Origin of the sequence: Pseudomonas sp. BJP69 (assembly GCF_007633355.1) — a bacterium.
In the GTDB taxonomy this organism is placed as follows: domain Bacteria; phylum Pseudomonadota; class Gammaproteobacteria; order Pseudomonadales; family Pseudomonadaceae; genus Aquipseudomonas; species Aquipseudomonas juntendi.
Map to the genome: position 1 here is coordinate 4,401,648 of NZ_CP041933.1, position 24,832 is coordinate 4,426,479.

18 protein-coding genes are annotated in these 24,832 nt (G+C 62.9%); 9 read left to right on the forward strand and 9 right to left on the reverse strand.

Annotated elements, in window-relative coordinates; genetic code table 11:
* Positions 1-36 precede the first annotated feature (36 nt).
* On the forward strand, positions 37-1,488 hold the full coding sequence (locus FPB55_RS20605) for an MDR family MFS transporter (protein WP_115294667.1): 1,452 nt from the start codon (positions 37-39) through the stop codon (positions 1,486-1,488).
* A 105-nt stretch (positions 1,489-1,593) separates the two neighbouring features.
* Here the strand turns inward: FPB55_RS20605 and ttgR are convergent, their stop codons facing one another.
* The gene (gene ttgR, locus FPB55_RS20610) at positions 1,594-2,226 is read right to left on the reverse strand and encodes an efflux transport transcriptional regulator TtgR (RefSeq protein ID WP_054912197.1); all 633 of its coding nucleotides are present in this window, start codon (positions 2,224-2,226) and stop codon (positions 1,594-1,596) included.
* 259 nt (positions 2,227-2,485) lie between these two features.
* On the opposite strand from ttgR, the gene ttgA reads away from it, so the two are divergent.
* From ttgA to FPB55_RS20635, 5 genes are all read left to right on the forward strand, one after another.
* Positions 2,486-3,640, forward strand: a complete 1,155-nt coding sequence (gene ttgA, locus FPB55_RS20615; RefSeq protein WP_009685610.1) for a toluene efflux RND transporter periplasmic adaptor subunit TtgA — start codon at positions 2,486-2,488, stop codon at positions 3,638-3,640.
* Between the two features lie 3 nt (positions 3,641-3,643).
* Entirely contained in the window at positions 3,644-6,796 is a 3,153-nt protein-coding gene (gene ttgB / locus FPB55_RS20620) for a multidrug efflux RND transporter permease subunit TtgB (protein WP_009685611.1), read from the forward strand.
* Positions 6,793-8,247, forward strand: coding sequence for an AdeC/AdeK/OprM family multidrug efflux complex outer membrane factor (locus tag FPB55_RS20625; RefSeq protein WP_047149619.1), 1,455 nt, complete (start codon positions 6,793-6,795; stop codon positions 8,245-8,247). The genes ttgB and FPB55_RS20625 overlap by 4 nt, the downstream gene beginning before the upstream one ends.
* A 198-nt stretch (positions 8,248-8,445) precedes the next feature.
* A complete protein-coding gene (locus FPB55_RS20630; protein WP_144189177.1) occupies positions 8,446-9,702 on the forward strand; it encodes an OprD family porin in 1,257 nt (418 codons plus the stop codon).
* Positions 9,703-9,901: 199 nt separating this feature from the next.
* On the forward strand, positions 9,902-10,414 hold the full coding sequence (locus FPB55_RS20635; RefSeq protein WP_029887531.1) for an Mpo1-like protein: 513 nt from the start codon (positions 9,902-9,904) through the stop codon (positions 10,412-10,414).
* Positions 10,415-10,594: 180 nt separating this feature from the next.
* Here the strand turns inward: FPB55_RS20635 and pcaC are convergent, their stop codons facing one another.
* The 7 genes from pcaC to pcaR form a co-directional block, all read right to left on the reverse strand.
* On the reverse strand, positions 10,595-10,987 hold the full coding sequence (gene pcaC / locus FPB55_RS20640; RefSeq protein WP_047583944.1) for a 4-carboxymuconolactone decarboxylase: 393 nt from the start codon (positions 10,985-10,987) through the stop codon (positions 10,595-10,597).
* 10 nt (positions 10,988-10,997) lie between these two features.
* The gene (pcaD, locus tag FPB55_RS20645) at positions 10,998-11,789 is read right to left on the reverse strand and encodes a 3-oxoadipate enol-lactonase (RefSeq protein ID WP_064314688.1); all 792 of its coding nucleotides are present in this window, start codon (positions 11,787-11,789) and stop codon (positions 10,998-11,000) included.
* A gap of 11 nt (positions 11,790-11,800) precedes the next feature.
* Positions 11,801-13,153, reverse strand: coding sequence for a 3-carboxy-cis,cis-muconate cycloisomerase (locus tag FPB55_RS20650; protein ID WP_144189179.1), 1,353 nt, complete (start codon positions 13,151-13,153; stop codon positions 11,801-11,803).
* Positions 13,154-13,162: 9 nt separating this feature from the next.
* Positions 13,163-14,452 (reverse strand): MFS family transporter, encoded by a 1,290-nt coding sequence (locus FPB55_RS20655; RefSeq protein WP_009685621.1) that lies wholly within the window; start codon positions 14,450-14,452, stop codon positions 13,163-13,165.
* A gap of 201 nt (positions 14,453-14,653) precedes the next feature.
* Positions 14,654-15,859, reverse strand: coding sequence for a 3-oxoadipyl-CoA thiolase (pcaF, locus tag FPB55_RS20660; protein ID WP_175442624.1), 1,206 nt, complete (start codon positions 15,857-15,859; stop codon positions 14,654-14,656).
* Positions 15,860-16,120: 261 nt separating this feature from the next.
* Positions 16,121-17,467 carry an MFS transporter gene (locus FPB55_RS20665; protein WP_144189181.1) on the reverse strand — a complete coding sequence of 449 codons (1,347 nt, stop codon included), beginning with the start codon at positions 17,465-17,467 and terminating at the stop codon, positions 16,121-16,123.
* A 321-nt stretch (positions 17,468-17,788) separates the two neighbouring features.
* Positions 17,789-18,598, reverse strand: coding sequence for a pca regulon transcriptional regulator PcaR (pcaR, locus tag FPB55_RS20670; protein WP_033690932.1), 810 nt, complete (start codon positions 18,596-18,598; stop codon positions 17,789-17,791).
* Between the two features lie 540 nt (positions 18,599-19,138).
* On the opposite strand from pcaR, the gene FPB55_RS20680 reads away from it, so the two are divergent.
* Together FPB55_RS20680 and FPB55_RS20685 are read left to right on the forward strand one after the other, a co-directional pair.
* Complete coding sequence (locus FPB55_RS20680; RefSeq protein ID WP_009685625.1) at positions 19,139-19,339, forward strand: hypothetical protein; 201 nt, start codon at positions 19,139-19,141, stop codon at positions 19,337-19,339.
* Positions 19,340-19,647: 308 nt separating this feature from the next.
* Positions 19,648-21,120 (forward strand): inorganic phosphate transporter, encoded by a 1,473-nt coding sequence (locus FPB55_RS20685; protein WP_009685626.1) that lies wholly within the window; start codon positions 19,648-19,650, stop codon positions 21,118-21,120.
* A 112-nt stretch (positions 21,121-21,232) separates the two neighbouring features.
* Here FPB55_RS20685 and FPB55_RS20690 read toward each other — a convergent pair whose 3' ends face one another.
* Positions 21,233-22,708: a helicase HerA-like domain-containing protein gene (locus FPB55_RS20690; protein WP_144189183.1), complete on the reverse strand. Its 1,476-nt coding sequence runs from the start codon at positions 22,706-22,708 to the stop codon at positions 21,233-21,235.
* A 169-nt stretch (positions 22,709-22,877) separates the two neighbouring features.
* On the opposite strand from FPB55_RS20690, the gene FPB55_RS20695 reads away from it, so the two are divergent.
* Positions 22,878-24,752, forward strand: a complete 1,875-nt coding sequence (locus tag FPB55_RS20695; RefSeq protein WP_144189185.1) for a methyl-accepting chemotaxis protein — start codon at positions 22,878-22,880, stop codon at positions 24,750-24,752.
* Positions 24,753-24,832: the final 80 nt, after the last annotated feature.

The window sequence follows — 24,832 nt, forward strand, 5'->3', positions numbered from 1 at the left end:
CGCGAAGATGCCAAAACCGATAACCAAGGTACCCCCGTGACCGCCGCCCTGCCCCCCACCACCCTGCGCAACGTGCTCACCGCCCTGATGCTGGCGATCTTTCTCGGCGCCCTGGACCAGACCATTGTCGCCGTCTCGCTGCCAGCCATCTCGGCCCAGTTCAACGACGTCGGCCTGCTGGCCTGGGTCATTTCCGGCTACATGGTCGCCATGACCATCGCCGTGCCCATCTACGGCAAACTGGGCGACCTGTATGGCCGACGGCGCATGATCCTGACCGGCATCAGCCTGTTCACCCTGGCCTCGATCGCCTGCGCGCTGGCCCAGGACATGCAGCAACTGGTGCTGGCCCGGGTACTGCAAGGTATCGGCGCAGGTGGCATGGTCTCGGTCAGCCAGGCGATCATCGGTGACTTCGTGCCGCCCCGCGAGCGTGGCCGTTATCAGGGCTACTTCAGCAGCATGTATGCCGTGGCCAGTGTCGCCGGGCCCGTGCTGGGCGGTTGGTTGACCGAATACCTGTCATGGCGCGGCGTGTTCTGGATCAACCTGCCGCTGGGGCTGCTGGCCTTGTGGTCGATTCAGCGAGCCTTGGCGGGCATGCCGGTACAACGCCGCCAGGCCCAGGTCGACTACCTTGGCGCTGTACTGTTGATTCTCGGCCTGGGCAGCCTGCTGCTGGGCATCACCCTGGTCGGCCAGGGCCATGGCTGGGGCGACCCGGCCGTGCTGGCATTGTTCGCCTGCGCCGTGCTGGGCCTGGGCTTGTTCATTGCCCACGAAAGCCGCTGCGCGGAACCGTTGCTGCCACTTGGTCTGTTCGGCAATCGGGTAGCCGTGCTGTGTTGGGGGGTGATCTTCTTCGCCAGCTTCCAGTCCATTTCCCTGACCATGCTCATGCCCTTGCGCTACCAAGGCATCACCGGTGCCGGTGCCGACAGCGCCGCCCTGCACCTGCTGCCGCTGGTGATGGGGCTGCCCATGGGGGCGTTCACCGGTGGGCGCATGACCAGCCTCACCGGGCGCTACAAACCGCAGATCCTTGCCGGCGCAATATTGATGCCGCTGGCCATCGTCGGCATGGCCTTCACCTCGCCGCAGTCGGCGTTGCCCAGCGCACTGTTCATGCTGTTGACCGGGATAGCCTGTGGCCTGCAGTTCCCGACCTCGCTGGTAGCCACGCAAAGCGCGGTGGCCAGCCAGGACATCGGCGTCGCCACCAGCACCACCAACCTGTTCCGCTCGCTGGGCGGGGCCATGGGCGTGGCATGCATGTCCAGCCTGTTGCTGGCACTGCTGCACCAGGGCGGTTTCGAATTGCTCGGTAACCCGTTGCTGGGGAGCTTGGAGGCAGGCGAGGTGGACGTGGCCACCCAAGGGCGGTTGCTGCAGACATTCCGCCAGCTGTTGCTGGGCAGCGCGGTGGTCGCGGTGCTAGGGCTGATCGCGGCGGTGGCGTTACCGGACCGGCAACTGCGCGGCCGTTGAGCACCTGGCCATGGTGCAGGCACGGTGCCTGGCTGAGGGAACGCAACGCATTAATCGTCCCTTAACACAAAGAGGAAACACTCCCTCACAATCCTTAACAAAGAGTCATTTGCGCAGCGCCGGGCTCAAGCGCAGCATATCCAGCCCGGTGTCGACCCATTTGTCGACATCCGCCAACAGGTCAATGCTGTCCGGCAACAACAGCCAGCGCCCGATCAGGCCATCGACATAGGCAAACAGGGCCACCGCCGCCCGCTCGACATCCAGCTCGCCCGGCAACTGGCCCCGGCGCACGGCATTGGCCAGGGCCAGGGTAATGCCCCTGTGGCAATCCAGCACTGCGGCCTGGCGCTGCTGGCGAATCTCACACATGTCATCGGTGAACTCGCACTTGTGATGCAGGATCTCATTGATACGCCGGGTTCGGGCATCGAGCACCAGCTCGTTGAACACCTGCAACAGCAGCTTGCGCATGCAGCCCAGCGGGTCGACCTCGTCCTCGCTTTCGCTCGCGCGCGCCAAATGGTCATGGGTTTCATGCAGGCTGTCGAGCAACGCCTGCACCAGTTCGGCCTTGTTGTTGAAGTGCCAGTAGATCGCCCCGCGGGTCACCCCCGCCAACTCGGCAATATCGGCCAGCGTGGTTCGCGCAACCCCGCGCTTGTAGAAGGCCTTCTCCGCTGCCTCGATGATCTGGGCGCGGGTTTCCTGGGCTTCCTCTTTGGTTCGACGGACCATGGCAGTACAACCTCATCGGGCCCGAACGCACGCTGCGCACGGGGGAACATTTCGCGGGCACCTCTGCAGGGCGCCTCGCGGCGGGGCTAATCACGGGCTGTGGCGGTACCTGGGTACAACCAAGCGGTATTTACAAACAACCATGAATGTAAGTATATTCCTTAGCAAGCTATTTATCTACCGGATAGCAAATTTCTCCAGATCTCGACTCTTCCATTATTCTTGAGCGTCTACCTGCTCCTGCGACCCGAGGATCCTCATGCAATTCAAGCCAGCCGTTACCGCTCTGGTTTCCGCCGTCGCCCTGGCAACACTGCTCAGTGGCTGTAAGAAAGAAGAAGCAGCGCCAGCGGCGCAGGCTCCTCAGGTCGGCGTCGTAACCATCCAGCCACAACCTTTCACCCTGACCTCGGAATTGCCGGGGCGCACCAGTGCCTACCGCATTGCCGAAGTGCGCCCGCAGGTCAATGGCATCATTCTCAAGCGCCTGTTCAAGGAAGGCAGCGACGTCAAGGAAGGCCAGCAGCTCTACCAGATCGACCCTGCCGTGTACGAGGCAGCGCTGGGTAACGCCCAGGCCAACCTGCAAGCTACCCGCTCGCTGGCCGAGCGTTACAAGCAACTGATCGACGAGCAGGCCGTGTCGAAGCAGGAATACGACGACGCCAATGCCAAACGGTTGCAGGCAGAAGCCTCGCTGAAAAGTGCACAGATCGACCTGCGCTACACCAAGGTGCTGGCCCCTATCAGCGGGCGTATCGGCCGCTCAGCGGTCACTGAAGGTGCGCTGGTGAACAACGGCCAGACCAACGCCATGGCCACCATCCAGCAACTCGACCCGATCTACGTCGACGTTACCCAGTCCACTGCCGAGCTGCTCAAGCTGCGCCGCGACCTGGAAAGCGGCCAGTTGCAGAAGGCTGGCGACAACGCCGCCTCGGTACAGCTGGTGCTCGAAGACGGCAGCCTGTTCAAGCAGGAAGGCCGCCTGGAGTTCTCGGAAGTCGCAGTCGACGAGACCACCGGTTCGGTGACCCTGCGTGCGCTGTTCCCCAACCCTGACCACACCCTGCTGCCCGGTATGTTCGTGCATGCGCGGTTGAAGGCCGGGGTCAACGCCAACGCCATTCTGGCCCCGCAACAGGGCGTTACCCGCGACCTGAAAGGTGCGCCAACCGCGCTGGTGGTGAACAAGGACAACAAGGTCGAACTGCGTCAGCTCAAGGCCAACCGAACCCTGGGCAGCGACTGGCTGATCGAAGAAGGCCTCAACCCGGGTGACCGCCTGATCACCGAAGGCCTGCAGTACGTGCGCCCTGGCGTCGAGGTCAAGGTCAGCGAAGCCACCAACGTCAAGAAGCCGGGCAGCCCTGATCAGGCCAACGCGGCGAAAGCAGACGCCAAAGCGGAGTAAACCATGTCGAAGTTCTTTATCGATCGCCCGATCTTCGCCTGGGTGATCGCCTTGGTGATCATGCTGGTCGGGGCCTTGTCGATCCTGAAGCTGCCGATCAACCAGTACCCCAGCATCGCGCCGCCGGCCATCGCCATCGCCGTGACCTACCCGGGCGCTTCGGCGCAGACCGTGCAAGACACCGTGGTCCAGGTGATCGAGCAGCAGCTCAACGGTATCGACAACCTGCGTTATGTGTCGTCGGAAAGCAACTCCGACGGCAGCATGACCATTACCGCCACCTTCGAGCAAGGCACCAACCCCGACACCGCGCAGGTGCAGGTGCAGAACAAGCTCAACCTGGCCACCCCGCTGCTGCCGCAGGAAGTGCAGCAGCAAGGTATCCGTGTTACCAAGGCAGTGAAGAACTTCCTGATGGTGATCGGCCTGGTGTCCGAAGACGGCAGCATGACCAAGGACGACCTGGCCAACTACATCGTCTCCAACATGCAGGACCCGATCTCGCGTACTGCCGGTGTGGGCGACTTCCAGGTGTTCGGTGCACAGTACGCCATGCGCATCTGGCTCGACCCGGCCAAGCTGAACAAGTTTCAGCTGACCCCGGTCGACGTCAAGAACGCCGTGGCTGCGCAGAACGTGCAGGTGTCCTCCGGCCAGCTCGGCGGCCTGCCGGCCATGCCGGGTACCCAGCTGAACGCGACCATCATCGGCAAGACCCGCCTGCAGACCGCCGAGCAGTTCGAGAAGATCCTGCTCAAGGTCAACAACGACGGTTCCCAGGTGCGCCTGGGGGATGTCGCCGAGGTTGGCCTGGGCGGTGAAAACTATGCCATCAGCGCCCAGTTCAACGGCAAGCCGGCCTCCGGTCTGGCCGTGAAGCTGGCCACCGGGGCCAACGCCCTGGACACGGCCAAGGCGCTGCGCCAGACCATCAGCGACCTGGAACCCTTCTTCCCACCTGGGGTGAAAGCGGTATTCCCGTATGACACCACGCCGGTGGTCACCGAGTCGATCAGTGGCGTAATCCATACGCTGATCGAAGCGGTGGTGCTGGTGTTCCTGGTGATGTACCTGTTCCTGCAGAACTTCCGCGCCACCATCATCACCACCATGACGGTGCCGGTGGTGTTGCTGGGTACCTTCGGCATCCTTGCCGCTGCAGGTTTCAGCATCAACACCCTGACCATGTTCGCCATGGTGCTGGCCATCGGTTTGCTGGTGGACGACGCCATCGTCGTGGTGGAGAACGTCGAGCGGGTCATGTCCGAAGAAGGCCTGCCGCCCAAGGAGGCGACCAAGCGCTCCATGGAGCAGATCCAGGGCGCCCTGGTGGGTATCGCCCTGGTGCTGTCGGCGGTTCTGCTGCCCATGGCGTTCTTCAGTGGCTCCACCGGCGTAATCTACCGGCAGTTCTCCATCACCATCGTTTCGGCCATGGGGCTGTCGGTGCTGGTGGCGCTGATCTTCACCCCTGCCCTGTGCGCGACCATGCTCAAGCCGCTGAAAAAGGGCGAGCACCACACCGCCAAAGGTGGCTTCTTCGGCTGGTTCAACCGCAACTTCGACCGCAGCGTCAACGGCTACGAGCGCAGCGTGGGTGCCATCCTGCGCAACAAGGTGCCGTTCCTGCTGGCCTATGCACTGATCGTGGTTGGCATGATCTGGCTGTTCGCCCGCATCCCTACCGCGTTCTTGCCCGAGGAAGACCAGGGCGTGCTGTTCGCCCAGGTGCAGACCCCGGCCGGCTCCAGTGCCGAGCGCACCCAGGTGGTGGTCGACCAGATGCGCGAATACCTGCTCAAGGATGAAGCCGACACCGTGTCGTCGGTATTCACCGTCAACGGCTTCAACTTCGCCGGCCGTGGCCAAAGCTCGGGCATGGCATTCATCATGCTCAAGCCATGGGGTGAACGGTCCCAGGAAAACAGCGTGTTCGCCTTGGCGCAACGCGCCCAGCAGCACTTCTTCACCTTCCGCGATGCCATGGTGTTCGCGTTTGCCCCACCGGCGGTGCTGGAACTGGGTAACGCCACCGGTTTCGACGTGTTCCTGCAGGACCGCGGTGGTGTCGGCCATGCCAAACTGATGGAAGCGCGCAACGAGTTCCTGGCCAAGGCGTCGCAGAGCAAAGTGCTCAGTGGCGTACGCCCGAACGGCCTGAACGACGAGCCGCAGTACCAGCTGACCATCGATGACGAGCGTGCCAGCGCCCTGGGCGTGACCATTGCCGACATCAACAACACCCTGTCCATCGCCTTGGGTGCCAGCTACGTCAACGACTTCATCGACCGTGGCCGGGTCAAGAAGGTGTACATCCAGGGCGAAGCCAACGCGCGGATGAGCCCTGAAGACCTGCAGAAGTGGTACGTGCGCAATGGCGCTGGCGAGATGGTGCCGTTCTCCTCCTTCGCCAAGGGTGAGTGGAGCTACGGTTCGCCCAAGCTGTCGCGTTACAACGGTGTGGAGGCCATGGAGATTCTCGGTGCCCCGGCGCCTGGCTACAGCACCGGTGAAGCCATGGCCGAGGTCGAGCGCATTGCCGGCGAACTGCCTAGCGGTGTGGGCTTCTCCTGGACCGGCATGTCCTACGAGGAAAAACTCTCCGGCTCGCAGATGCCGGCACTGTTCGCCCTCTCGGTACTGTTCGTGTTCCTGTGCCTGGCAGCGCTGTATGAAAGCTGGTCGATCCCGATCGCCGTGGTGCTGGTGGTACCGCTGGGTATCATCGGTGCACTGATCGCCACCAGCCTGCGCGGCCTGTCCAACGACGTGTACTTCCTGGTCGGCCTGTTGACCACCATCGGCCTGGCGGCGAAAAACGCCATTCTGATCGTCGAGTTCGCCAAGGAACTGCACGAGGAAGGTCGCAGCCTGTACGACGCCGCGATCGAAGCCTGCCGCATGCGTCTGCGCCCGATCATCATGACCTCGCTGGCATTCATCCTTGGCGTGGTACCGTTGACCATCGCCAGCGGCGCGGGCGCCGGCAGCCAGCACGCCATCGGCACCGGCGTGATCGGCGGCATGATCAGCGCGACCGTGCTGGCAATCTTCTGGGTACCGCTATTCTTCGTCGCAGTGTCGTCGCTGTTCGGCAGCAAAAAGCCGGAAAAAGACGCCACCCCTGAAACTCCACGTTATGAGGCTGGGCAATGACCAAGTCTTTGTTGTCCCTGGCGGTAACCGCTTTCATTCTGGGCGGCTGCTCGCTGATCCCTGACTACCAGACCCCGGAATCGCCGGTGGCTGCGCAGTGGCCGCAAGGCCCTGCATATTCCCCCACGCAGTCGGCAGACGTCGCCGCTGCCGAACAGGGCTGGCGCCAGTTCTTCCGTGACCCGGCACTGCAGCAGCTGATCCAGACTTCGCTGGTCAACAACCGCGACCTGCGTGTTGCCGCACTGAACCTCGACGCGTACCGCGCGCAGTATCGCATTCAGCGGGCCGACCTGTTCCCGGCGGTTTCCGCCAACGCCAGCGGTAGCCGCCAGCGGGTACCGGCGAACATGTCGCAAACCGGTAAGTCCAGCATCACCAGCCAATACTCGGCCACGCTGGGTGTCAGCGCCTATGAACTGGACCTGTTCGGCCGGGTACGCAGCCTGACCGAGCAAGCCCTGGAAACCTACCTGTCCAGCGAACAGGCACGGCGGTCCACGCAAATTGCCCTGGTGGCCAGCGTGGCCAACGCCTACTACACCTGGCAGGCCGACCAGGCGCTGTTCAAGCTGACCGAAGAAACGCTGAAGACCTACGAGGAAAGCTACAACCTCACCCGCCGCAGCAATGAAGTGGGCGTGGCCTCGGCACTGGACTTGAGCCAGGCGCGCACCGCCGTGGAAGGGGCCCGGGTCAAGTATTCGCAGTACCAGCGCCTGGTCGCCCAGGACGTCAACAGCCTGACCGTGCTGCTGGGCACCGGCATTCCTGCCAACCTGCCCAAGCCGCTGGAGCTCGACGCCGATCAACTGGCGGAAGTACCGGCCGGCTTGCCGTCCGACATCCTCCAGCGCCGCCCGGACATCCAGGAAGCCGAACACCTGCTCAAGGCCGCCAATGCCAATATCGGCGCCGCCCGCGCAGCGTTCTTCCCAAGCATCAGCCTGACGGCCAACGCCGGCAGCCTGAGCCCCGACATGGGCCACCTGTTCTCGGGCGGCCAGGGCACCTGGCTGTTCCAGCCGCAGATCAACCTGCCGATCTTCAACGCCGGCAGCCTGAAGGCCAGCCTGGACTACTCGAAAATCCAGAAGGACATCAACGTCGCCAAGTACGAAAAGACCATCCAGACGGCCTTCCAGGAAGTCTCCGATGGCCTGGCAGCGCGCAAGACCTTCGAAGAGCAATTGCAGGCCCAACGCGACCTGGTGCAAGCCAACCAGGACTACTATCGCCTGGCCGAGCGCCGCTACCGTATCGGTATCGACAGCAACCTGACCTTCCTCGACGCCCAGCGCAACCTGTTCAGTGCCCAGCAGGCGCTGATCGGCGATCGCCTGTCGCAGCTGACCAGCGAGGTCAACCTGTACAAGGCGCTTGGTGGCGGCTGGTACGAGCGCACTGGCCAAGCCAACCAGCAAGCCGCGGTGGATACGCCCAAAGGCTGACCTGGCTCGGTACAGCACAAGGCCCACCCTGGCGGTGGGCCTTTTTCATGGTTGCTGCAAAATGTGTCAGTAATTAACCAACTGGAACATTCCGTTCGATTATCGCCCCCTTCCGTTTGCGACGAATTGCCTCACCCCCGCCTCACGCCGCACCATCCCCCCACGCAACGCCCCATAAAAACAAGAGATCCACGACAGATGAGCACTTCGCAAACCGCACGCCAGCTGCTGCCCGGCCTGTTGGCCATGTCCTGCGCCCTCCCCGTCTTCGCTGCCGACCAAGGCGGTTTCCTGGAAAACGCCAAGGCCACCCTCAACCTGCGCAACTTCTACATCAACCGTAACTTCGTTGACCCGGCCAACCCACAGGGCAAGGCCGAAGAATGGACGCAGAGCTTCATTCTGGATGCCCGTTCCGGCTTCACCCAAGGCACCATCGGTTTCGGCGTGGACGTGCTGGGCTTGTATTCAGTCAAGCTCGACGGTGGCAAAGGCACCACCAACACCCACCTGCTACCCGTGCACGACGACGGCCGCCCAGCCGATGATTTCGGCCGCCTGGGTGTGGCGTTGAAGGCCAAGCTTTCCGAAACCGAACTGAAGGTCGGGGAATGGATGCCGGTGCTGCCGATCCTGCGTTCGGACGACGGCCGTTCGCTGCCGCAAACCTTCCGCGGTGGCCAGCTGACCTCCAGGGAAATCGCCGGCCTGACCCTGTACGCCGGCCAGTTCCGCGGCAACAGCCCGCGCAACGACGCCAGCATGGAAGACATGTCGATGAACGGCAAAGGTGCGTTCACCTCCGACCGGTTCAACTTCGGTGGCGGCGAATACACCTTCAACGACAAACGCACCATGATTGGCCTGTGGGATGCCCAGCTCAAGGACATCTACCACCAACAGTACCTGAACCTGACCCACAGCCAGCCGCTGGGCGACTGGACCCTGGGCGCCAACCTGGGCTACTTCATCGGCAAGGAAGACGGCGCCGAGCGTGCCGGCAAGCTGGACAACCGTACCGCCTCGGCGCTGCTTTCGGCGCGCTACCAGGGCCATACGTTCTACGTGGGCCTGCAAAAGGTCAGCGGCGACAACGCCTGGATGCGGGTCAATGGCACCAGCGGCGGGACCCTGGCCAACGACAGCTACAACTCCAGCTTCGACAACGCCAAGGAACGCTCCTGGCAGGTGCGCCATGACTTCAACTTCGCCACCGTTGGCGTTCCCGGCCTGACGCTGATGAACCGCTATATCAAGGGTGAGAACGTGACCGTCGGCAACGTTGATGATGGCAAGGAATGGGCCCGGGAAACCGAATTGGCGTACGTGATCCAATCGGGCAGTTTCAAGGACCTGTCGGTGAAATGGCGCAACTCCACCATGCGCCGTGACTTCAGCACCAACGCCTTCGACGAGAACCGCCTGATCGTGAGCTACCCGCTGAACCTGCTGTAAGCCCTGCCAATGTGCGCCATGGCCCCGCAGGATAAGCCCGCGGGGCGCCCCTGCCATTCGCCCCGCTGATGATAGTGGTGGCTGCGGGCTATCCTGAGCTATACCCATTGCCTGTACCGGGCCTGTCGCGGCGTGTAACCGCCGCGCAGGGCCCTGACAGGCAGCTTGACCAGCCCAGGCAAACCAGGGAGGCACAAGAATGAAAACGCTCGTCGACCACCTGAGCCAGTACGCCAGTTACCACCGCGACCCGCGCAACATCGTCACCCACTTCATCGGCATCCCCATGATCGTGCTGGCAGTCACCATCCTGCTGTCCCGCCCCGGGTGGGAGGTTGCTGGCATATGGCTGTCCCCTGCCCTGCTGGCGGCAGCGGCTTCGGTCTGGTTCTACTTGCGCCTGGACCTGCGCTTCGGGCTGGTGATGGGGGCGTTGCTGGGCTTGTGCCTGTGGGTTGGCCAGGTGCTGGCGGTGCAGCCTACCGGGCTTTGGCTCGGTGCCGGGGTGGGCGCGTTCGTGCTGGGCTGGATCATCCAGTTCGTCGGCCACTATTACGAAGGCCGAAAACCAGCGTTTGTGGACGACATCAGTGGCCTGATCATCGGGCCTTTGTTCGTGGTGGCAGAAGCGGCCTTCATGTTGGGTTTGTGCCCGGCCCTGAAGCAGGCTGTGGAAAGCAATGCAGGCCCGGTGGCCATACGCTCGATGTAACCGTGGCACCTGAGCGGCCTTGTGTCGCGCTGTAACCCCGGCACCTGTGTAGGAGCGGCCTTGTGTCGCGATGGGCTGCGCAGCGGCCCCGGCAATCGTAGCTGCGAAGCTGATATTCCGGGGCTGCTGCGCAGCCCATCGCGACACAAGGCCGCTCCTACAGGCGGGGCCGCGTGAGGGTCAGCTACGCGACTCTACCCCTAGCTCGTCCCATACCGACTCCGCCAGGTGGAAGGTGGCGTTGGCCGCTGGAATGCCGCAGTAGATCGCGCTCTGCATCAGCACTTCCTTGATCTCGTCGCGAGTCACGCCGTTGTTGGCCGCCGCGCGCAGGTGCAGCTTCAGTTCGTCGTTACGGTTCATGCCGATCAGCATGGCAATGGTGATCAGGCTGCGGGTGTGACGTGGCAGGCCGGGGCGGGTCCAGATGTCACCCCACGCGTGCCGGGTAATCATTTCCTGGAACTCGCCATTGAAGTCGTTGAGCTTTTCCAGGCTGCGGTCCACATGGGCATCGCCCAGTACCGCGCGGCGTACTTGCATGCCGGCGTCGTAGCGTTGTTTCTCGTCCATGGCAGGGTCCTCAGTGAGCCAACAGGAAGGCGAGCACGCGGTGGCTGAACGCCTCGCCAATCTCGACGTTGGACAGGTGCGCTGCCGGGAACTCGACATATTCGGCACCGGCAATACCGGTTTGCATGAACTGGCCGTGCGCCGGGGTGGTTACCACATCTTCAGTCCCTGCCACGATCAACGTCGGCACCTGAATGCGACCGAGTTGCTCACGGAAGTCGGCATCACGCACCGCCGCGCAGTTGCCGGCATAACCCTGGGGGCTGGTCTGCGCCAGCATCTGGCAGATACGCTGGGCCTCTGCGGCTTGTGCCTGGGCAAAGCCTGGGGTGAACCAGCGGGCAATGGACGCATCGCGCAGGTCGACCATGGCCTGCTGGCCGCCCTTGAGCACGGTGTCGATACGGGTGTTCCACACCTCGTCATTGGCGATTTTGGCGGCGGTGTTGCACAAGGTCAGGCTACGCAAGCGCTCACCGGCATTGATGCCCAGCCACTGGCCAATCAGGCCACCCATCGACAAGCCGACAAAGTGCGCCTTGGCAATGTCCAGGCCATCGAGCAACGCCAGCACATCGCGGCCCAGTTGCTCGATGGAATAAGGGCCTTCGGTGACCAGCGATGCACCGTGGCCACGGGTGTCGTAGCGCAGCACCCGGAATTGCTGGGCCCACAGCGGCATCTGGGCGTCCCACATGCCCAGGTCGGTACCCAGCGAGTTGGACAGGACCAGCACCGGGGCGTCTGCCGGGCCATCGAGTTGGTAATTCAAAACGCCATCGGCCAGTTGCAAATGCGCCACAGCGGTCTCCTTCAGGCAGTAAAACGTTGATGTTCGGACACGGCGCGCGCCACCCAGACGCGGGCCTGGCCCAGGTAATGGGCGGGGTCGAGCAAACGATCGAGTTCCTCGGCGGACAGTTCGGCGCTGACCTGCGGCTCGTCACCCAGCACGGCACGCAGGTGACGCTGCTCGGCTACGGCGCGCTGGCAGCATTGCTCCAGCAGGTGGTGGGCGCGGTCGCGGCCCAGGCGCTGTGCCAGCACAATGCTCACCGCCTCGGCCAGCACCAGGCCCTGGGTCAGGTCGAGGTTGCGGCGCATGCGCTCGGCATCCACCTCCATCCCCTCGGCAATCACCTGGGCCTGGCGCAGCGCACCGGAGACCAGGCAGCAGATTTCTGGCAGGGTTTCCCATTCGGCATGCCACAACCCCAGGCTGCGCTCGTGTTCCTGGGGCATGGCGCTGAACATCGTCGAAACCAGCCCCGGCACCCGGGTGGCGGCCCCGATCAGAACGGCGGCCCCCACCGGGTTACGCTTGTGGGGCATGGTCGAAGAGCCGCCCTTGCCCGGCGCGGAAGGCTCGAACACCTCGCCAGCCTCGGTTTGCATCAGCAAGCTGACATCGCGGCCGAACTTGCCCAGGCTGCCGGCGATCATGCCCAGCACCGAGGCAAACTCCACCAAGCGGTCGCGCTGGGTGTGCCAAGGCTGTTCCGGCAGGGCCAGCCGCAGTTGCTCGGCCAGCGCCTCGGCCACCGGCAGCGCCTTGCTGCCCAAGGCCGCCAGGCTGCCCGAGGCGCCGCCGAACTGCAGCACCAGCAAGCGCGGGCGCAACGCCTGCAAGCGCTGGCGATGGCGGGTCACGGCGCCAAGCACCCCGGCCAGCTTCATGCCCAAGGTCACCGGCGTGGCATGTTGCAGCCACGTGCGCCCCACCATGGGGGTGTCGGCGTGCTTCAAGGCCTGCTGCGCCAAGGTTTCGGCAAGCTGGCCAAGGTCGCTTTCCAGCAAGTCGAGGGCAGCGCGCAACTGCAATACCAAGCCGGTGTCCATCGCATCCTGGCTGGTAGCGCCCAGGTGCACATAACGCTCGGCTTCGGGCACGCCGGTGGCGATCACCTTGCCCAACGCCTTCACCAGCGGGATTGCCGAGTTGCCAGTGCTGGCGATGGCATTGGCCAGGGCGCCTACGTCATAGCGCTCGGCCTGGCAGGCCGCCTCGATGGCGGCCACGGCGCTGTGCGGAACCAAGCCGACCGAAGCCTCGGCGCGGGCGAGCGCGGCCTCGAAATCCAGCATGCCCTGCAGGCGGCCACGGTCGGAAAACACCTCGCGCATGGCCGGCGCGGTGAAGTAGGCGTCGAACAGTTGGTTGCTCATGCAGCTTCCTTAATGATCATGGTGCAGGTACTCGGCCTGCTTCGGCAGGCGCAGGCTGAACAGGAAGGCTATCGCCATCATCGCCGTCACGTACCAGTAGAACGTATTCTCCATCCCCATGGTCTTCAGCCCCAGGGCCACGTACTCGGCCGAACCGCCGAATGCCGCGTTGGCCACCGCGTAAGCCAGGCCTACACCCAGCGCGCGAACTTGCGGCGGGAACATTTCGGCCTTCACCAGGCCGCTGATCGAGGTATAGAAACTGACGATGCACAGCGCCAGGCTGATCAGCACGAAGGCCATGAACGGGCTGGTCACGGTTTTCAACGCCATCAGCAGCGGCACGGTGAACAGCGTTCCCAACGCGCCGAACAGCAGCATGGAATTGCGTCGCCCAATACGGTCGGACAGCATGCCGAAGAACGGCTGCAGCACCATGAACAGGAACAGCGCAGCCGTCATCACATAACTGGCGTTCTTCGCCGTCATGCCAGCGGTATTCACCAGGTACTTTTGCATGTAGGTGGTGAAGGTGTAGAAAATCAGCGACCCCCCTGCGGTGTAGCCCAGCACGGTGATGAAGGCTGCAGCGTGGTTGCTGAACAAGCCTTTGATGGTGCCGGCATCCTTGTCCTGACGGGTTTCGGCGCTGCTGGTTTCGTGCAGCGAGCGGCGCAGCATCAACGAGATCAGTGCAGCAATGGCCCCGACCACGAACGGAATGCGCCAGCCCCAGGCACGCAGCTCATCCTCGGTCAGCAGCTGCTGCAGGATCACTACCACCAGCACGGCCAAAAGCTGGCCGCCGATCAGCGTCACGTACTGGAACGAGGCAAAGAAGCCGCGCTGGCCGCGCAGGGCCACCTCACTCATGTACGTGGCGGTGGTGCCGTACTCGCCACCCACCGACAGGCCCTGGATCAGGCGCGCCAGCAACAGCAGCGCCGGGGCCCAGGTGCCAATGCTGGCATAGGTGGGCAGGCAGGCGATCATCAGCGAGCCGAAGCACATCATCAGCACCGAGATCATCAGCGAGTTCTTGCGGCCATGGCGGTCAGCGAGGCGGCCGAAGATCCAGCCACCAATCGGGCGCATCAAGAAGCCTGCGGCGAATACCCCCGCGGTGTTCAGCAACTGCACCGTGGGGTCGTCGGAGGGGAAGAACGCCGGGGCGAAGTAGATCGCACAGAAGGCATAGACGTAAAAGTCGAACCATTCCACCAGGTTGCCCGAAGAGGCACCAACGATAGCGAAGATGCGCTTGCTGCGCTCTTCACCGGTGTAATAGGTTGAGGTCATGGTGAGATTACTCCTGAAGGGTCCCAGGTTATTCTAGACATACCTGGTAACACCTCGTTCCGCCTTGAGGCTGGCAATTGGCCTTGAGTCGAAGGTGCCGGCCCCTTCGCGGGGCAAGCCTGCTGCCACAGTTTGCCGTTGTGCAGTGGGCAACGACCATGCTGTAACACCCGGCTTGCCCCACGAAGGGGCCAGGACAGGTCAAACCCGTTCGATGGCCAGCGCCAAGCCTTGGCCGACGCCCACGCACATGGTCGCCAGGCCTTTACGGCCACCGCTTTTCTCCAGTTGATGCAGCGCCGTCAGCACCAGGCGAGCACCGCTCATGCCCAGCGGGTGGCCCAGCGCGATCGCGCCGCCATTGGGGTTCACCTGCGGCGCATCATCGGCCACGCCCAGCTCACGCAGCACTGCCAGGCCTTGGCTGGCGAACGCTTCATTGAGCTCGATCACATCGAAATCATTCACCGCCACACCCAGGCGCTCGGTCAGCTTACGCACTGCCGGGACCGGGCCAATGCCCATCACCCGTGGCGCAACGCCACCGCTGGCCATGCCCAGAACGCGGGCACGCGGGGTAAGGCCATGCTTCTTCACCGCTTCAGCCGAGGCCAGGATCAGTGCTGCCGCACCATCGTTGACGCCCGAAGCGTTGCCGGCGGTGACGGTCTTGTCCGGGCCGTTGACCGGCTTGAGCTTGGTCAACGCTTCCAGGGTGGTCTCCGGGCGCAGGTGTTCATCACGCTCGACGATCACTTCACCCTTCTTGTGGGCGATGCGCACCGGCACGATTTCCTCGGCAAAAAAGCCGGCTGCCTGCGCTGCAGCGGCCTTTTGCTGGCTGCGCAAGGCGAAAGCATCCTGGTCGGCGCGCGATACCTGATAATCGTCGGCCACGTTGTCGGCGGTTTCCGGCATGGAGTCCACGCCGTACTGGCTCTTCATCAGCGGGTTGATGAAACGCCAGCCGATGGTCGTGTCTTCCAGCTTCATGTTGCGCGAATAGCCGCTTTCGGCCTTGCCCATGACGAACGGGGCGCGCGACATCGATTCCACCCCCCCGGCGATGGCCAGCTCCATTTCCCCGCTGGCAATGGCGCGGAAGGCAGTGCCAATGGCATCCATGCCCGAGGCACACAGGCGGTTAAGGGTAACGCCCGGAATGCTTTCGGGCAGGCCGGCCAGCAGCAGCGCCATGCGCGCCACGTTGCGGTTGTCTTCACCTGCCTGGTTAGCGCACCCGAAGAACACCTCGTCAACCTGGTCCCACTGCACACCGGGGTTGCGCTCGATCAGCGCCTTCAGTGGGACGGCGGCCAGGTCGTCGGCACGCACACCGGCCAGGGCACCGCCAAAGCGGCCAATCGGGGTACGGATGGCGTCACAGATGAATACGTCTCGCATCAGGCTTCTCCTGCCGGCTGGCCATGGGCCGCGGCGGTACGGGCATCAAGGTCACGCGGGGTGGCAGCTTGATTTCGGTGGGTTCGGTGGTGGTCTGCACGTGGCATTGGAGGCTCCTGGTCAGGGTGCTTCAGTAGGCTCAGATTAAGGAGGCCGGTGGGTAGCTTACAATCCGATAATCGACTATTCGTGCGATTATCGAACTATTTGTTGCCTTGCTACCCGCCTTCGTACAGCGCCTGCCCGGCAAGGGCGGCCTCGCTATCAGGTGGCGTCGGCGTGGCTCACCAGCCCTTTCACCACCACCCCAACGGTAGCCAGCGCCGCCGGCACCAGCAGCGCCGTGAGCACCTGCTCGAAGCTCCAGCCCAGGCCCAACAGGGTTGCGCCGCTCCAGGCCCCAAGAATCGCGCCGAAGCGGCCGATGCCCAGCATCCACGATACCCCGGTCGCCCGGCCTTGGGTCGGGTAGAAGCGCGCCGCCAGCGACGGCATGGCCGACTGGGCGCCGTTCACGCACATACCAGCCACCAGCACCAGCGTCGCCAGCAAGGTGATATTGCCCAGGCTCTGCCCTACGGCGTAGGCGAAGACCCCGGCCAGCAGGTAGAAAACGCCGATCACCTTGTGCGGGTTGAAGCGGTCCATGGCCCAACCCACACCGACCGCACTCAGCACGCCACCGAACTGGAACAAGGCACCGATAAAGGCCGCCTGCTCCATGCTCGCGCCACTGTCACGCATCAGGGTCGGCAGCCAGCTGGTCAGCAGATAGACGATCACCAGGCCCATGAAATAAGTCAGCCACAGCAGTACGGTACCCAGGCCGTAGGTGCCAGAGAAAATCACCGAGAACACGTTGCGGGCGGCCACGGCCTTCTGTTCCGGCACGCTGAAGCTGGCCGCCTCGGCCACCACCTGCGGGGCGATCGGCGACAAGGTCTTGCGCACCCTGTCAGTGCCACGGTTACGCACCACCAGGAAGCGCGCCGACTCCGGCAGCCAGACCATCAGCACCACGGCCAGCAGCAACGGCAGCACGCCACCGACTACCAGCAGGCTGTGCCAGCCATAGGCCGGGATCATTTTCGCGGAAATGAAGCCACCGCCGGCCATACCCAGGTTGAAGCCGCAGAACATGCTGGTGACCAGCAGCGACTTGAGCCGCTCTGGGGTGTACTCCGACAGCAGCGTGGTGGCGTTGGGCATCCCCGCCCCCAGGCCAAGGCTGGTCAGGAAGCGCAGCACCAGCAGCTGGTCGACGTTGGTGGCATAGGCCGAGGCCAGGCTGAAGCCACCGAATACCAGTACAGCACCCACCAGCACGCCCTTGCGGCCAAAGCGGTCGGCCAGCGGCCCCGAGCCCAGGGCGCCGAAGACCATGCCGATCAACGCGGCACTCATCACCGGGCCCAGGCTGGCACGGTCAATGCCCCATTCCTGCGACAGGGCCGGGGCAATGAAGCCCATGGCGGCCGTGTCCAGGCCATCGAGGAAGACGATCAGAAAACACAGCAGCACGACCCGCCACTGATAGCGGGACAACGGTTGCTGATTGATGAACGACTGGACGTCAAGGCTTGCGCCGACGTTGGTTTGCGCTTGGTTCATTGTTGTTATCCAGAATAGGGGGCACAGCCAGGCCATTGCACTCGGCTAGCCGGTACAGGTGGGCAACGCTAGGGAAAATGGCCTGGGTCAGCCTGGATACAACGAAACTGCATGCGGGTGCGAGCGCAGCAGCCTAGGGACAGTATGCATGGTATGTGCCTCATGTTTTTCTTGTTCGGTCGGCATAGCCGACCGTTGCGAGAGACATTAATCAGCGGGCGCAGGTGAAGCAATTCGCCGCGAGCGACACTGTGCGTTTATCGCACAGGAAACCGTTTTGCCTGTTCAAAAAACCGCTGGCGCGCGCCCCCCCTTGCGCGCTCAACCAAACAGCTGGTGGCACAGGTCCCGGCTGGCAGCCAGCAGTATCGGCAAGAAGCGCTGCTCCAGTTCGCTGCGCGTGACCCGCCCGACGTGGGTACTTACGTTCAAGGCTGCCAGCACCTGCCCGGAAGCGTCGTAGACCGGCACGGCAATCGAGCGCAGCCCCTGCTCCAGTTCCTGGTCCACCACACACCAGCCTTGGGCGCGGACCTGCTGAATACAGGCGAACAACGATTCGGCATCATGCAAGGTACGGCTGGTGCGCGCCTTGAGGTCGGCCCGCTCCAGGTATTCGCGCAGGCTGGTGTCATCCAGCGCCGCCAGCAGAATGCGCCCCATCGACGTGCAGTAGGCGGGCAGGCGCCCGCCCACCGACAAATCGACCGAAATCAGGCGCTCGACCGTGGCCGAACGGGCTATATAAAGGATGTCGTCACCTTCGAGGGTGGCCATGTTGGCCGCCTCGTGCAGCTGGTCGCTGATGCGGTCCAGGTACGGCTGGGCCGAAATCGCCAATGGCGTGGATGACAGGTAGGCATGCCCCAGGGTCAGCACTTTGGGTAGCAGCGAGTAGGTGCGCCCATCCGTGGTGGCATAGCCCAGCTTGATCAGCGTGTGCAGGCAACGGCGCACGGCGGCCCGGGGTATTTCGGTACGGTGGCTGATCTGGGCGATGGTGAGGTGGCGCTTGCGCTCCTGGAAAGCCTGGATCACCGCCAGGCCACGGGCCAAGGATGTCATGAAGTCCGGGTCGCCGGTGAAAGCCTGGATGCGCTTGGCCGGCGAGGCCACGATCGGCGGCGCCATGGCCGCCAACACAGGCCGTGCCGCCTCTGGGCTGGCAGAAGCGTTGTCCACCGTTTCGTCACTCATCGCACACCTCAAAAAAAACGCCGGTTCGTGCGATTATCGAACAAACGGCCGATAATCGCAATTGACCGCTGACACTTTTGCTTATACCTTTCTCCTGCCACATGTGGCTTCTTTGGAGAGACTGGTCAGGTACCCACCGTAGAAGTCCCCAGGCAACGGCCTCGCCTTTCGGCGGGGCCGTTTTTCATTCCCCCCTCGTCAGCTTGTTGTCCGAACTTTTATCCGGCAAGCCTTTCAAACTTGTAAGAAAGCCCCAACTTGTTTACCGGCACATGCCATAACGTGCGTCGGATGATGGCGGTGCAGGTTAAATAACGATGTTCGGCAAATTATCGGTTGCTATAATCGGCACCACAGTCGTGACGCAATTGTGCCCACGGAACCTTCCGTGGAACCAAGCCGTTGCGGCCGGAACAGGGCGCACAAGCGCATAACGCGTTACCCCCGTGATTACACTTAATTCAGGTACTGCATGTGACGAAAGATGAACTGCGCGCAGAACTCGAGCGCCAGGCTGAACGTTACAAGGATGTCTACGGCGGCGAAGTCACCACCTATGCCGCACAAACGGAACCGGAGCGCAAACCCTGGCGCAAACGCGCCAGCCTGCGCGACCAGGCTTTCAGCCAGGAACTGGAACGGATGGAAAAGGAACTACGCAGCGAGAACCCCTGACCCGGGTCAATGCAGCGCTGTGTTCGCCCGGCTCGCCCGGGCGTGTTGGCCTTATTACCCAAGCGAAGTGAAATGGATTTTCACAAATTTCAAACGATCGTTTTAATTAGCGCCGAAGCTGGACCTTTACGTTTTTGACCTGCTTTTCGCAGCAATTCGCCGATTTAAGCTGAACTTGCCCTGTAATCAAGGGCCGCTCGCAGGGCAGCTTTGGCGCTTTTGGCCGTGCCAACGGCCTGCTGGAGGTGCATCGATTGCCAAGGTTTTCTGGCATAATCCCGCCCCCCTATGACCGCCAGACAACCTTCATGATCGATTTATTCAGCGGACTGGATGCCTGGGTATTGGTGAGCCTGCTGCTCGCCTTGACCTTCGTACTCGCCTTCGAGTTCATCAATGGCTTTCATGACACCGCAAACGCGGTAGCTACCGTCATCTATACCAAAGCCATGCCTCCCCACCTCGCCGTGTTCTTCTCCGGCGTGTTCAACTTCTTCGGCGTACTGCTGGGCGGTGTCGGGGTGGCCTACGCCATCGTGCACCTGCTGCCGGTGGAGTTGCTGATCAATGTGAACACCGGGCACGGCCTGGCCATGGTCTTCTCCCTGCTGGCCGCGGCCATCACCTGGAACCTCGGCACCTGGTATTTCGGTATTCCCGCTTCCAGCTCGCACACGCTGATCGGCTCTATTCTGGGTGTAGGTCTGGCCAATGCCCTGATCAACGACATCCCGCTGGGAGACGGCGTTAACTGGCAGAAAGCCATCGACATTGCCATGTCGCTGGTGGTCTCGCCAATGGCCGGCTTCGCCGTAGCCGCCCTGGTGCTGCTCGGCCTGAAGTGGTGGCGCCCGCTGTCGAAGATGCACAAGACCCCCGAACAGCGCCGTAAACTCGACGACAAGAAGCACCCGCCCTTCTGGAACCGCCTGGTCCTGGTGGTTTCTGCCATGGGTGTGAGCTTCGTGCACGGTTCCAACGACGGCCAGAAAGGCATTGGCCTGATCATGCTGGTGCTGATCGGTATCGTTCCGGCCAAGTTCGTGCTCGACCTGAACAGCACCACCTATCAGATCGAGCGTACCCGCGACGCCACGCTGCACATGAGCCAGTTCTACGAGCGCAACGCCGCCACCCTGGGCGAGTTCCTGGCTCTGGGCAAGGCCAAGGCCAGCGACCTGCCGGAACAGTTCAGTTGCAACCCGCAGCAGACCGAGCCGACCATCGCCGCACTGCAGACCTCGTTGCAAGGCGTGACCGACTATCACAGCCTGGCTGCCGAGAAGCGCGTTGAAGTACGCCGCTACCTGCTGTGCCTGGACGACACCGCGAAGAAGGTTGGCAAGCTGCCTGGCCTGGAAGCCCGCGAAAAGGCCGACCTGGAAAAACTGCGCAAGGACCTTACCGCCACCACTGAATACGCCCCGTTCTGGGTAATCGTGGCCGTTGCCCTGGCCTTGGGCCTGGGCACCATGGTGGGCTGGAAGCGTGTGGTGCTGACCGTTGGCGAGAAGATCGGCAAGCAGGGCATGACCTATGCCCAGGGCATGTCGGCACAGATCACCGCGGCCTGTGCCATCGGCATGGCCAACGTGTTCGCCTTGCCGGTGTCGACCACGCATGTGCTGTCGTCCGGCGTGGCCGGCACCATGGTCGCCAACAAAAGCGGCCTGCAAGGTGGCACCGTCAAAACCATCCTGATGGCTTGGGTTCTGACCCTGCCAGCCTCGATGGGCCTGGCGGCCGGCTTGTTCTGGCTGGCGTCCAAGGCCATTGGCTGAGTGACACCGCAATTAGGAAAAGGCGTCCCCCGGGGCGCCTTTTTCATATCGGCAACTGGGCCCACAGGCACTGCGCAAGGCCCAGGCTCGATACGGTCCAGGTGGCAGCCAACTATTTTTTCTTGCCCCCCAACAACGACCCCATCAACCCCCGCACCAGTTGCCGCCCCAACTGGTTGGCTGCCTGGCGCACCGCCGATTTGATCGCCTGCCCCGCCGCACTCTGCAAGAAATCACCGGCCTTGTCGGCAAAGCTCTCTTCATCGGCCTTCGGTTGCGGCGCCGGCTCCACCGCCTCACCTTTGCGCTGGGTCAGCATTTCATAGGCCGACTCACGGTCCACCGGCTTGTCATAGCGCCCAGCCAGCGGCGAAGCAGCAATCAGCGCACCGCGCTCCGCAGCACTCAACGGCCCGATCCGCGATTGCGGCGGTGCCACCAACACGCGCTGGACCATGGCCGGGGTGCCCTTCTCTTCAAGCGCCCCCAGTAGCGCTTCGCCAATGCCCAGTTCGGTGAGCACGCTCAAGGTGTCGAACGCCGGGTTGGGGCGAAAGCCATCGGCTACCGCCCGCAATGCCTTCTGCTCCTTCGCCGTGAATGCCCGCAAGCCATGCTGAATGCGCAAGCCCAACTGGGCCAGCACCGCATCCGGCAAGTCACCCGGCGACTGGGTGACGAAGAACACACCCACACCTTTGGACCGGATCAGCCGTACCACCTGCTCCAGGCGCTCCTGCAGCGCCTTGGGCGTGCCGTTGAACAACAGGTGCGCCTCGTCGAAGAACAACGCCAGCAGCGGTTTTTCGGCATCGCCGCGCTCGGGCAACTGCTCGAACAATTCAGCCAGCAGCCACAACAGGAAGGTGGCGTAGACCTTGGGGGCTTCATGCACCAAGCGGCTGGCATCAAGCAGGTGGATCCGGCCGCGGCCATCGGGGTCCGGGCGCAGCAAGTCTTCCAGTTGCAACGCCGGCTCGCCGAACAGCGCCTCGGCCCCCTGTTGCTCGAGGGTTGCCAGCCGGCGCAACAAGGCCTGGGTCGAGGCGGTGGTCATCAGCGCGCTGTCTTCACCCAGCAATTGCGGGTTGTCTTTCAGGTGGGCAAGCAGCGCCTTGAGGTCTTTCAGGTCGAGCAGCAACAGGCCTTCACGGTCGGCCACCTTGAACGCTGCATACAACGCCGCCTGCTGGCTGTCGGTCAGTTCCAGCAAGTTGCCCAGCAGCAGCGGCCCCATTTCACTGAGGGTCGTGCGCAGCGGGTGGCCGGACTGCCCCGCGATATCCCACAACGTCACCGGGTAGGCCCGTGGCGTATGCCCAAGCCACGGCATGCCGGCGATGCGCTCGGCCACCTTGCCCTGCGGTGCACCGGCGGCGCCCAGGCCACACAAGTCGCCTTTCACGTCGGCGGCAAACACCGCGACCCCGGCGTCACTGAACACTTCCGCCAGGCGTTGCAAGGTGACGGTCTTGCCGGTACCAGTGGCGCCTGCCACCAGGCCGTGGCGGTTGGCCAGGCGCATGGCTTGCCCGAGCGGCTGGCCATCCGGGCCCGATCCCACAACTATGGTCGAAGTTTCCAACATCTCTTTAATCCCCTGCTCAAGCTTTAACTGAAACCGGCCGATACCTTCGGGTGATATTCGTCTTAGAAGAGAGGAACAACCGAAAAGGGATTTTTCCGGATACTGCACAGCCTTGCGGCCTCACTCGTGCGAACGCCCTGATTAAAACCTTAGCGGAACCGATTACGCCATGAATAAAAGCCTGCGTTTCAGCCACAAGATACTGTTGGCCGCCTCACTGATCGTCATACTCGCCTTCAGCCTTTTCACCCTTTACAACGATTACCTGCAGCGTAATGCCATCCGCGAGGACCTGGAAAACTACCTGGCTGAAATGGGTACTTCCACGTCCACCAACATCCGCAACCTGTTCGACGGGCGTATCAAACTGGTGGAAAACCTGGCGCAGAACATTGCCCAGAACCCGGCCAACGCTGAAACATTCATGGGCCAGCGCGCACTGCTCTCCAGCTTCCTGACCGTTTACCTGGGCAAGATCGACGGCGGCTTCAGTGTTCGCCCAGACGCGAAGATGCCCGACGGCTACGACCCTCGCACCCGGCCCTGGTACAAGGATGGCATGAATGCCAGCGGGGCCATGTTGACCGAACCGTACATCGACATGACCACCAACAAGATGGTCATCGGCATCCTCAGCAAGGTCTCCAGCAGCGTGGGTGTGGTCGGTGGCGACCTGACGCTGGACGGCCTGGTGCAAATCATCAACTCGCTGGACTTTGGTGGTATGGGCTATGCCTTCCTGGTCAATGACCAGGGCAAGATCCTGGTACACCCGGACCAGGCCCTGGTGATGAAGTCGCTGTCAGACCTGTTCCCGCAACACACACCCAAGCTGAGCAACGAACTGACCGAAGTGCAAAGCGACGGCCAGGCACGCTTGCTGACCTTCACCCCGATCACCGGCCTGCCCTCGGCCAATTGGTACATCGGCCTGTCGGTGGACAAGGCCAAGGCCTTCTCGATGCTGAGCACCTTCCGCACCTCGGCAGTGGTTGCCACGGTCGTCGCCGTGGTCATCATCATCGCCTTGCTCGGCTTGCTGATTCGCGTACTGATGCAGCCGTTGCACACCATGACCCGCGCCATGGAAGACATCGCCGAAGGTGAGGGCGACCTGACCAAGCGCCTGCGCATCCATAACCATGATGAATTCGGCATTCTCGGCAACGCCTTCAACCGCTTCGTCGAGCGTATTCACAGCAGCATCCGCGAAGTGTCCTCGGCCACCGAGCAAGTCAACGAAGTGGCGCTGCGGGTGATCAGCGCCTCGAACTCATCAATGACCAACTCCGATGAGCAGGCCAACCGCACCAACAGCGTGGCCGCGGCCATCAACGAACTGGGTGCCGCGGCCCAGGAAATCGCCAGCAACGCTGCCCAGGCCTCGCAGCACGCCAGCTCCGCAAGGCTGCTGGCCGAAGAAGGCCAACAGGTGGTCGAGCGCAACATTGCGGCGATGAACCGGCTCTCGGACCTGATCGTCACTTCCAGCGAACACATCGAGACCCTCAACAGCAAAACCGTGAACATCGGCCAGATTCTGGAAGTGATTACCAGTATCTCCCAGCAGACCAACCTGCTGGCATTGAACGCCGCCATCGAAGCGGCCCGCGCCGGTGAAGCCGGGCGTGGTTTCGCCGTGGTGGCCGATGAGGTACGCAACCTGGCCCACCGCACCCAGGAATCGGCGCAACAGGTGCAGGCCATGATCGAAGAACTGCAGGTGGGTGCCCGCGCATCGGTGGAAACCATGGATCAGAGCCAGCGCCACAGCACCGACAGCATGCAGATCGCCAACCAGGCCGGCGAACGGCTGGACAGCGTGACCGTGCGCATTGGCGAAATCGATGGCATGAACCAGTCGGTGGCCACCGCCACCGAGGAGCAGACTGCCGTGGTCGAAGCCATCAACATGGATATCAACGAGATCAACATGCTCAACCAGGAAGGTGTGGAGAACCTGCAGGCCACCCTGCGTGCGTGCTCCGACCTGGAGCAGCAGGCCGGGCGCCTGAAGCACCTGGTGGGCAGTTTCCGGATCTAGTCCCACGCGCCCCAGGGGAGCAGGTACACCCCCTCCCCTGGGGCAGCTTGCCGCGCAACCCCGATCGAACAAACTATCCT

What these genes read in the sequence shown, in the direction of transcription:
- ttgR (WP_054912197.1), bottom strand. Translation starts at nt 2,226, where the DNA reads ATGGTCCGTCGAACCAAAGAGGAAGCCCAGGAAACCCGCGCCCAGATC.
- ttgA (WP_009685610.1), top strand. Translation starts at nt 2,486, where the DNA reads ATGCAATTCAAGCCAGCCGTTACCGCTCTGGTTTCCGCCGTCGCCCTG.
- ttgB (WP_009685611.1), top strand. Translation starts at nt 3,644, where the DNA reads ATGTCGAAGTTCTTTATCGATCGCCCGATCTTCGCCTGGGTGATCGCC.
- FPB55_RS20625 (WP_047149619.1), top strand. Translation starts at nt 6,793, where the DNA reads ATGACCAAGTCTTTGTTGTCCCTGGCGGTAACCGCTTTCATTCTGGGC.
- FPB55_RS20630 (WP_144189177.1), top strand. Translation starts at nt 8,446, where the DNA reads ATGAGCACTTCGCAAACCGCACGCCAGCTGCTGCCCGGCCTGTTGGCC.
- FPB55_RS20635 (WP_029887531.1), top strand. Translation starts at nt 9,902, where the DNA reads ATGAAAACGCTCGTCGACCACCTGAGCCAGTACGCCAGTTACCACCGC.
- pcaC (WP_047583944.1), bottom strand. Translation starts at nt 10,987, where the DNA reads ATGGACGAGAAACAACGCTACGACGCCGGCATGCAAGTACGCCGCGCG.
- FPB55_RS20650 (WP_144189179.1), bottom strand. Translation starts at nt 13,153, where the DNA reads ATGAGCAACCAACTGTTCGACGCCTACTTCACCGCGCCGGCCATGCGC.
- FPB55_RS20655 (WP_009685621.1), bottom strand. Translation starts at nt 14,452, where the DNA reads ATGACCTCAACCTATTACACCGGTGAAGAGCGCAGCAAGCGCATCTTC.
- FPB55_RS20665 (WP_144189181.1), bottom strand. Translation starts at nt 17,467, where the DNA reads ATGAACCAAGCGCAAACCAACGTCGGCGCAAGCCTTGACGTCCAGTCG.
- pcaR (WP_033690932.1), bottom strand. Translation starts at nt 18,598, where the DNA reads ATGGCGCCGCCGATCGTGGCCTCGCCGGCCAAGCGCATCCAGGCTTTC.
- FPB55_RS20685 (WP_009685626.1), top strand. Translation starts at nt 19,648, where the DNA reads ATGATCGATTTATTCAGCGGACTGGATGCCTGGGTATTGGTGAGCCTG.
- FPB55_RS20690 (WP_144189183.1), bottom strand. Translation starts at nt 22,708, where the DNA reads ATGTTGGAAACTTCGACCATAGTTGTGGGATCGGGCCCGGATGGCCAG.
- FPB55_RS20695 (WP_144189185.1), top strand. Translation starts at nt 22,878, where the DNA reads ATGAATAAAAGCCTGCGTTTCAGCCACAAGATACTGTTGGCCGCCTCA.